This window comes from Candidatus Magnetominusculus dajiuhuensis (genome assembly GCF_046044395.1).
Classification (GTDB): domain Bacteria; phylum Nitrospirota; class Thermodesulfovibrionia; order Thermodesulfovibrionales; family Magnetobacteriaceae; genus Magnetominusculus; species Magnetominusculus dajiuhuensis.
This window is the reverse complement of record NZ_JBJUSG010000161.1, coordinates 1-6,898: the sequence shown is the minus strand read 5'-3', so window position 1 is coordinate 6,898 and position 6,898 is coordinate 1. Positions and strand designations below refer to the sequence as shown.

The following is a 6,898-nucleotide window of genomic DNA, read 5'->3' as shown; positions in this document are numbered from 1 at the left end:
TCTGACTATGCACACTCACAGGCGCACGATTCCGGACAAGCCGGAATGACGGACTCCAGAATGACGGACTAAGGGTATATTCTCTATTCTTTGGTGCGAAAGTTCAGATAGAAATGTCATGAAGTGAGTACAAAGATTTAATAACGGGAGGTTTATTAACGATGAAAGACAAGATAATAATCTACGGCAAGGCGGGCTGACCCTACACCGAAAAGGCCAGGTCGGCCTACGGTGACAGGGCTGAGTATGTTGATGTACTAAAAAACAATGCCAATATGGCGGCGATGCTCAAGCACTCAGACGGTGTGAGGCAAGTGCCGATAATCGTCGAGGGTGAAAAGGTTACAATCGGCTGCGGCGGTACCTGAGGGGTATAATCAACATCGGCGGTCAGCCGGTTCGAGCCGCATTAATAAAAACCTTTGCCATTTCTGCGCTGAAATTGTCCCATCTGAGGTTGTTTCTTATAAAGAGCCTCCCTGAGAGAGCGGTTTCTTTGTATTTTTTGAGGTTCTGATATACGTCTGACAGCGCCGCCACGTAATCGTCGGTGACAACTCCTATTCCCTCCTTTTCTATGATGTCAGAGGCGGTCATGTCTTTCGATACAATGACGGGGACACCGGCAGAGAGGGCCTCAAATGGGGTCAGCCACCCACCCTGCTCTCTTATCGGGTGAAGAAGTACATCTGCGCGGTGGAAGAAAACCCTTAACCGCTCTCTGTTTACGTGGCCGGTAAACAGGACGTGTTCCTGGAGGCCCTCATCCTGGACGAATCTCTTTAATTGCCGTATGTAGGTATCCTCGCCATATCCGGCAAGGACAAGCCTTATGCCGGGGATGTCTTTTTTCAGCAGCTTTACACACCTAAGGCTCTCCATCTGATTCTTGAACTCCCCCAGATGCCCCACATGGATAACGACAAAGTCGCTGCTTCGTTTGATATAAAAATCATCCGGCTTGGCCGAAAAAAAATCATAGTCTATACCATAATGAATAACGTGCGGGTTTACAGAGTAGGTGGCCTTAAATCTCCCCGCGTTATATTTATCTGCAACAACGGCCTGCTTTATGTATCTTTTAACTATCTGCCTGTCGGCGGCATAAAAGACCTTTTGGGCAAAGACATTCGGCACGGTGTGTTCCCATGAGTTGAGATATACCTCCGGCGGCTCGTGACACATCCAGACAACCGGCCTGGAAGCGGGGAAAATAGAAAACTCCGCGGGAAAGTTGTGCACATTTATGACGTCATACCTTTTGGCGTGCCGCCTTACGCCCTTATTCAGAAGCCACATATCTTTGAGAAAATCGAGCTGCCAGTTTTTTGAACGCTTATATGGTGATTTAAAAATCGGCGTACAACAGAGGTCTTTTTCAATCTCAGGCAGGATGTTCGTCGTAAGCAGGGCGTGTTCAATGCCCGTTTTGGCCAGATACTCGGCCAACTTAACCACAACAAGCTCCGCCCCGCCATATATGTTCATTGACGGCTGTACGATTAACACCCTAATCGCCATTTATCTAAGAAATCCCTCCGCCTCGCTCAAATCTACAAACGAATTAATATTGGCATACCTGTCACAAATGTCGAATGATTTCACCGTCTTGCCGTCATCAATGGCGCATTGAATTAAGTCGGGGAGTTCTTTTTCCTTCCTCTGGTGGTTAATCGGCGTTACGGCGGCATAGTCAAATATCTCGTTTTTGAACACGCAACTGCCCGTGCCCATGAAATTATTCAAAGGGTTTCTGGGTTTTTCCACCAGGCGGTATATGCGGTTGTTTTCGTCTTTGATCATCGTATATGTGCGTTTTATCAGGTCGGTGTTATCAACCCATAAGACGCCACAAAGGGCAAACACACCGCCCTTGTTAAACTCATCTATCATCTGTCTGTGCCTTGGATTTACCATAAGCTCATCACCCAGAAATAAAACAAAATCCGCACCGGCTATCGTGTCCTTAGCGCATTCCATCGCGTGAACCAGGCCCTTCTGCTCCCACTGAATGACATATTTAACAGGCGTGTCCTTGTATTTGGTTCCGAATGCGTTGATTATCTCCTCGGCCTTATAACCGACAACGAGGACGATTTCCTTGATGTCTGTGGCAGCCGCACGCTCAAGGACATGTTCAAGGACATGTCTGCCGTCTACGTTAATCATGCACTTGTTACGCACAGAGGAGAGTTCGTTTATCCTGTTGCCCCTGCCACCGGCTAAGATTAACGCCTTCACTGTGCCGCCCTATCAATGAAGAACAGGCCGGTAGCCTTTATCCAGTCAACAAGCGCCCCTATGCCTACCTCCGGCATCACAGAGGGTGACCAGAGAAGCTCCCTCCGCGCCTTTTCTATATCGCAGATGAAGTATCGCAAATCACCATGCCTTTCCGGGGCAAAGCGCACCTCCGGCGCAACCCCTGTTATCTCAGAGAGGATATCAATGCACCTCAAAAGAGATATGGCGGTCTTTCTGCCGCCCCCGATGTTGTAGATACCCGGCCTGCGTGTAATATAAAACGCGTGAAACGCCTCGCACACATCAGTGGCATAGACGATGTCCCTGACCTGTTTGCCTGTGCCGAATATCGTTATAGGCCGGCCAAGGATGCTGCGAATAGCAAAGTTTGCCACCCAGCCGTGGTCCTCGCCACCAAACTGTCTGGTGCCATATATGCCGGTGAGGCGAAAGCTGGCCGCCTCGGTCTTGTATGTGTCTATGTATGTGCGAACATAAATATCCGCCGCGGCCTTAGATGCGTGAAGGGGTGTGAGGGTTCCCTCCAGTGTGGGGTATGTCTCGCCGATAGTGTCGGGGTCTCTCTCGTATTTTGATGGGACCTCAGTAAGGGTTTCATTTATCTTATTTCCATAGACGTGGACTGTGGCACAGCTTGCGGCGGGGATTTTTAATTTCCTTGCCGTCTCAAGCACATTGAATGTGCCTATGACGTTTGTCGTTACGTCAAGGCGCGGGTCTTCCCAGCTTATCGTCATAGCAGGCTGGGCTGCCGTGTGAATTATATAATCGCAACCAGAGGCGCTGTCTATTAGCTCGTCGAAATTTCTCACATCCGCCGTGATGAGCTTCACGCCTAAACCTTTGAGATAATCAAGATTGTACGTGCGTGCCTCATCCGCCGCAAAGCCCGTCCTCAGCAGCTCGTGCTTTGTCATATTGTCATAGGAGATGACCTCGGCACCCTTTTTGACATAGAACTCACATACATGCCCGCCTAAAAAACCACATCCACCGGTAACCAAAACCTTCAACCTATATTCCTCCCGTGCGTCAAGTTGTTAAAGCGATACTTTATATATTGTTAAAGGGTCACTTTATGTATTGTTAAAGTGATTCTTTGCATATGTCGAGTATCCTCTGTGCCGTGCGTCTCCATGAAAATTTCTTAACGTGTTCCCGCCCTTTCTTTATGAGTTCGGATCGTAGATTTTCGTCGTTTGCAAGGCATCGCATCGCCCGTGCTATCTCCTCCACGTTTACGGCGTCTACGATGATGGCGGCGTCTCCGGCAATCTCAGGAAGGCTTCCCCGGTTTGAGACAATTACCGCCGTCCCCGATGCCATTGCCTCAAGCGGGGGAAGTCCGAACCCCTCTATCAACGACACCAGCACATTGGCACAGGCACCGTTATAAAGAGCCGGTAATTCGTCGTAAGATACATAGTCAAGGAATCTCACGCCGCTGAGCATACGGTTTCTTATCATAGCAGTCAACCGCCGCTCATATGCCCCGTCCGGCCTCCTGCCGACAATGGCGAGAGTGTAATCATCCCCCATTGCCACAAAGGCCTCTATAAGGGTCTCGATGTTCTTTGATGGCAGCACACTGCCGACATAAAGGAAATACCTGCCGGCCACAAGGGCGTATTTGCCAAGGACGGCTGCCTTTTTTTCGGCGGTTGGGACAGTAAAATGCCCCTTGTCTATTGCACCGTGGACTACCTCAATTTTATCGGCGGAAATCCCATAGTGCCCGATTATATCTTTTTTCGTATTCTCAGACATAGCGATTAGTGCTCGTGCAGAGCTGAACACAAAAGGAAGCCTGTATTTGAAACTCAGATGCCTCATAAGCGGGACATTGTTCTTATATAAAAGTGGGGCAACATCATAAACGGTGACTATTTGCGGCACGCAATCTATCATGGGGGGGCAGAGGATTCCCTCCGGTATGGGGGTATAAAACACATCGGCCTTTGCCTGTTTGATGAGTGTGGGCAGGACAAACTGCGTCCACGCGGCGCGCGCCAGATAGATATTGCCGCCAAGGACACGCCGTGAATTTGCGAATATTTTATTTACACGCCCTCTGTCAACTTTCAGCATGGAGCCTTCGACAGTCCACACAACAAGGTCATCGTGCAAAGAGGCCAGCTCGTTGACAATATTTATGGCGGCCATTCCAATACCCGAAGGTCGCGCGTCTTCTAATATCGTAGCGTCAATCGCCAAACGCACAGCGCAGCCCGCCGGATGTGTCAATCATTTCACAAAAATCCATCACTAATTCTACTTGATTTGTGGTTTTTTAATCAAATGAAATCGGCCAACGGTGGCGAATGAGTTTGAATTTTCTTGCTGAAAAACAAATTAAGTTGATTTAATCCTGTTATCCAGGGTCAATGGTTTTGACCTGCGGATGACGCCATCATAATCGTCACGGAATGTTATGCTTTCGTAGTAATCTTCAAGACGAATAAACGTACCAATCTTCTGAGCCCAATCTTTCAGTCTCGAATTGCAAATTCTTTCCCACGCGATGACTTCAATTCCCCAACCTTTCTTGTGCATCCTTTCTAAATCGGCATGAAATCCGACTCCATCAAGAAAACCACGTCCATCCCCTGTTAATATTACAATTATTCCCGGGGTTCCATTATAGTCAATAGCCTTCCTCAGCATATGCACCTGGAGGGCTTGATCTACAGCTTGCTCTTTATTTGAATCTGAACCTCTTTCATATAGCTCAATTTTTATTCCCAATTGCTCCATTTTGTTCCAAACGTGTCGCAGCTCTGGTGGTACAGAACCAACAGCTATTGCACATTCTATATCGCGTCCAGCTCTTGCAAGTTCCAAAATATTACTGAACTGGAGCCTTAATTGATAACACGCGTCTTCGCCTTCAATCTCAGATGCCGCCATTTTGCCGCCTATAAAAATATTTGAGTTATCCCAAGAAATGAAAACTTTTTTCATATCCTCTCCTCAAGTAAAGGCTTTCCTTCATTATAACATACCTGATCAGAAAAAAAACTATCCGGGCGGCATTGGCACAGCGGTGCTGTCTTTTATGAGATAAATGGAATCCGCCGTCTCCCGCAGCAGGTTCAAATTATGCGACACCATGATGATTGTCCGGTTGTCCTGCTTTAATTCTCTTATCTTATTGATGCACTTATTCTGAAAGTCAACGTCACTTACTGACAGGATTTCGTCAAACAGTAAAATCTCCGCTGAGCTGTTTACCGCCACGGCAAAACCAAGCCGCAGGTACATGCCCGATGAGTATTTCTTTACGGGCATGTCAATAAAACCCTCCAACTCTGAAAATGCTATAATGCCGGGCATCCTTGCCCGTATGTCCTTTATCTCCATGCCGATGATTGTGCCGTTTACGTAGATGTTTTCCCTGCCAGTCAAATCGGGGTGAAACCCGGCGCCGACCTCAATAAGCGGTGCCACTGTGCCGTTTACGGCTACGCTGCCTAGTGTCGGATATGTAATTGAGGAGATTATTTTAAGAATCGTGGTCTTACCCGCGCCGTTTGCGCCGTATAATCCAACAACGTCCCCTCTCTTAAGCGCCAGATTAACGTCTTTAAGCGCCCAGAATTCGTCCTTGCTCAGGGCGTCGCCCGTTTTCTGTTTAAACAGGCCGACTATCTCCTCACGCACCGACCTGTGAAAAAACTCCGAAGTTGAGTATTTCTTCCACACGCCACAAAGCTCCAGCGCATACTCAGATGACATCGGCAAACGCCCTTTCTATTTTTATAAAAAACCTGCTCAACACCACGTAAAAAATAGTGATTACCACACACACAAACGCCATCTGCCAAAGCACTATCCCCCTACCCTCAAGGAGAACCCTTCGCGTGTTTTCGATAATAAATGTAAGGGGATTAAGAAACAGCAGCAGCTTCATCTTCGTACTGAGTGAATCCACCGAGTACATGACTGGAGACATAAAAAACCACAGTTGAATGAGAAAATTAGACGCCAGCCTGACATCCCTATAGTAAACATTAAGTCCAGCCAAAAACAGCGACACCGATGTGGTAAATACGACAAGTAAGACAATCAGGGGAAAGAGCCATAGGGCATTCCACGTTAGCGGAATCCTGTAAATCAGTATAAATACAAAGAGAATCACAGCGCATATAAAGAAATCCAGCAAGGCGGCGGTAATGCCCGCAAGAGGAAGCAGTTCACGGGGGAAATATATCTTCGTTATAAGCTGGTAGTGGTTTGTCAGAGACGGGATGGAGGAGTTGAGGGAATGCGCGAAAAATGTCCACGGTATCAGTCCGGCAAAATAGAAAATGAAAGATGGGTAACTGGACACGTGTAACTTCATAATGTAGGTGAAAATAAACGTAAACAGGAGCATCATAGACAACGGCTGCAACCCCGCCCACATCACGCCGATTATCGTATAGCGGTACCTGACGGCAAACTCCCTCCACACCAGTACGATAAACAACTGTCTGTATCTTATTACCCTTCTTATGATATCCATTATATGCGCGGCACAACCATTCGCCACATAGTACACTATATGAACGGCAATTTTGTCAAGACGCTGTCCCGCAGTTGTCGTACCAAAGTAGAAATGTCCTATTCTTACCAAAATAGAAATGTCCTATTC

The 6,898-nt window shown here is 47.5% G+C and carries 8 protein-coding genes; 1 reads left to right on the top strand and 7 read right to left on the bottom strand.

Annotation, left to right across the window (positions count from 1 at the left end; all coding sequences use genetic code 11):
* The first annotated feature begins 161 nt into the window (after positions 1 to 161).
* Complete coding sequence (uxx1, locus tag AB7D94_RS15715) at positions 162 to 368, top strand: UXX-star selenoprotein family 1 (RefSeq protein WP_420266943.1); 207 nt, start codon at positions 162 to 164, stop codon at positions 366 to 368.
* A 22-nt stretch (positions 369 to 390) separates the two neighbouring features.
* Here uxx1 and AB7D94_RS15710 read toward each other — a convergent pair whose 3' ends face one another.
* From AB7D94_RS15710 to AB7D94_RS15680, 7 genes are all read right to left on the bottom strand, one after another.
* A complete protein-coding gene (locus AB7D94_RS15710; RefSeq protein ID WP_420266942.1) occupies positions 391 to 1,521 on the bottom strand; it encodes a glycosyltransferase family 4 protein in 1,131 nt (376 codons plus the stop codon).
* Entirely contained in the window at positions 1,522 to 2,241 is a 720-nt protein-coding gene (locus AB7D94_RS15705; RefSeq protein ID WP_420266941.1) for a nucleotidyltransferase family protein, read from the bottom strand. It abuts the gene before it with no gap.
* Entirely contained in the window at positions 2,238 to 3,278 is a 1,041-nt protein-coding gene (locus tag AB7D94_RS15700) for an NAD-dependent epimerase/dehydratase family protein (protein ID WP_420266940.1), read from the bottom strand. The genes AB7D94_RS15705 and AB7D94_RS15700 overlap by 4 nt, the downstream gene beginning before the upstream one ends.
* Positions 3,279 to 3,351: 73 nt before the next feature.
* The gene (locus tag AB7D94_RS15695; protein WP_420266939.1) at positions 3,352 to 4,485 is read right to left on the bottom strand and encodes a glycosyltransferase family 4 protein; all 1,134 of its coding nucleotides are present in this window, start codon (positions 4,483 to 4,485) and stop codon (positions 3,352 to 3,354) included.
* 132 nt (positions 4,486 to 4,617) lie between these two features.
* Complete coding sequence (locus AB7D94_RS15690; protein WP_420266938.1) at positions 4,618 to 5,226, bottom strand: NYN domain-containing protein; 609 nt, start codon at positions 5,224 to 5,226, stop codon at positions 4,618 to 4,620.
* A 57-nt stretch (positions 5,227 to 5,283) separates the two neighbouring features.
* Positions 5,284 to 6,000 carry an ABC transporter ATP-binding protein gene (locus tag AB7D94_RS15685; protein ID WP_420266937.1) on the bottom strand — a complete coding sequence of 239 codons (717 nt, stop codon included), beginning with the start codon at positions 5,998 to 6,000 and terminating at the stop codon, positions 5,284 to 5,286.
* Positions 5,990 to 6,880, bottom strand: a complete 891-nt coding sequence (locus AB7D94_RS15680; protein WP_420266936.1) for an ABC transporter permease — start codon at positions 6,878 to 6,880, stop codon at positions 5,990 to 5,992. Before AB7D94_RS15680 ends, AB7D94_RS15685 begins: the two co-directional genes overlap by 11 nt.
* Between the last annotated feature and the right edge of the window lie 18 nt (positions 6,881 to 6,898).

Coding starts and splice junctions, on each gene's coding strand:
- AB7D94_RS15685 (WP_420266937.1), bottom strand. CDS start 6,000: ATGTCATCTGAGTATGCGCTGGAGCTTTGTGGCGTGTGGAAGAAATAC.
- AB7D94_RS15710 (WP_420266942.1), bottom strand. CDS start 1,521: ATGGCGATTAGGGTGTTAATCGTACAGCCGTCAATGAACATATATGGC.
- AB7D94_RS15690 (WP_420266938.1), bottom strand. CDS start 5,226: ATGAAAAAAGTTTTCATTTCTTGGGATAACTCAAATATTTTTATAGGC.